Raw genomic sequence first — 1,735 nt, forward strand, 5'->3', positions numbered from 1 at the left:
AGCCACATCGAAATGTGGCTCTTTTTAGTTTCACTTATGAATCTAGTTGTTAATGCAGGATAATGTTGTTATTTAACAAGTCCGCTAATTCCAACTTACCTGTCGCTTCTAAGATCAAGAATTGGCTACTTGCATAAGCCGTTCCAGCACCATCTCGGTCTATACTTAGCACCGTCGATACTGCATTCGTCTCAGCATTGGTCACCGATTCAGCTGTTAAGTACTGCGCAATATTACTGTCCGTAATCGTCACTCCTGTCTCTTGCTCAATTTGCGCAATCCACTCACTGATATCAAGTTTATCTTTAGTTGCATCAAAATGATTCCAAAGATCAGTCACTTGTGTACTTTGATCACCTGATGAACCGTCATAAACCCCATCTCCATTGATATCAATAAAATCTAAAGTAGTCGCATTGATAAAGTCATCACCACTACGGTCAATCCAACCATTCAAGTTGTTGTTACCGAATGTACCTAAATCAAATTGTGAACCATAACCATTTAAACCAATTGTGGTCCCTGTTTCTCCTAGATAAGCTCCACCACTATTCATATCAGTAGTGATCGTATCCAATACTTTGTACACCAACGTCGTCGCTACACCATTCGAGTAGATCGCATCGTTATCACGCGTACTGGTATATTCTTGAGAAACCAGTGAATCACGCCAATCCTCACTACCTGTTGTATCCGCCTGACCTTTAATGTATTGCACAGGTGAGTTAAGAAAACCATATGAACCAGTACCACCTGAAAGGGTTGGTGGATATGCGTTCTCTCCTTCAGCAATGATTTGGTCTACTGAAACATCGTAACGATAATCCGCTATTTCGTTTTGAGTCAGGTATTGCTGCCCAACAGCCACCAGTCTTAAACCTACGATTTCGCCTTCTGGTATTGGGTTGCTACCATTATAACTAAACTCCCAATAACCTTTATTTAATTCAACCGTCGTCGTCAGCACTGTACCATTACCTAAGGTCAGGTAAACCTGTGTTTCTCCCACATAACCACCGCCTTCGTAACGTGTTGCAAAGCCTGCAAGGTTACCACTGTCGTTATAGAATTTAATCCCATCCGTTTCCATGAAAGCCGATGCACTGAATTCTTTTAAGTAACTGTAGGATTGATAATACCAATTCACATAGTTGGCTTGCCCATAAAACTCAGTCAATGGCGTCGGGATATCTTGAAAGAATTGTGAGCTAATCGAGATATTGCCTGCATTGTCCACTGTTTCAAACACATAGTTTTTAAAGTTGTCTACATGCGCAAGTAATGTCGATAAATCAAGCTTACCATTGGCATCTGTTTGCAAACCACTTCCTGACGTCAGTTCTGTCAGTCCATCATTATGTTGACCACGGTACTCTTGCTCATAGACTTTGAAGTTGCGTTCACCTGTTTCACTAAATTGCAATGCAGGATTCTGGAGATCGATCCCGCCTTGTTTTGAAGTGCTTTTTGAACCTGTGAATTTACCCGTTGCTGCCACATTATCGATACGATAGTTTTGTGCAGCGGCTTCATCCGCACCACCAACATAGACTGTTGCACTATTGCCTGCCACATCCGTAATCACCGCACGGAATTTACGGCTTTGATCATTGATTTGCTGTGCAGACCAATCCACATCATACGATGAAGTATTATTCGCAGCGATCGTTGATGTGCTTAGATCTGTCCAAGTACCATTCACCAAGGTTTGGTAAATCACTTGTGCGCCTGCCTC

Annotated in this window: 1 pseudogene; it reads right to left on the reverse strand. The window is 42.1% G+C overall.

Going from position 1 to position 1,735, the window contains the following annotated elements:
* Positions 1–49: 49 nt before the first annotated feature.
* Positions 50–1,735: pseudogene (locus D7V20_RS19940) on the reverse strand (hypothetical protein); the annotation flags it as partial.

Origin of the sequence: Acinetobacter rongchengensis (assembly GCF_003611475.1) — a bacterium.
GTDB classification, from domain to species: Bacteria; Pseudomonadota; Gammaproteobacteria; order Pseudomonadales; family Moraxellaceae; genus Acinetobacter; species Acinetobacter rongchengensis.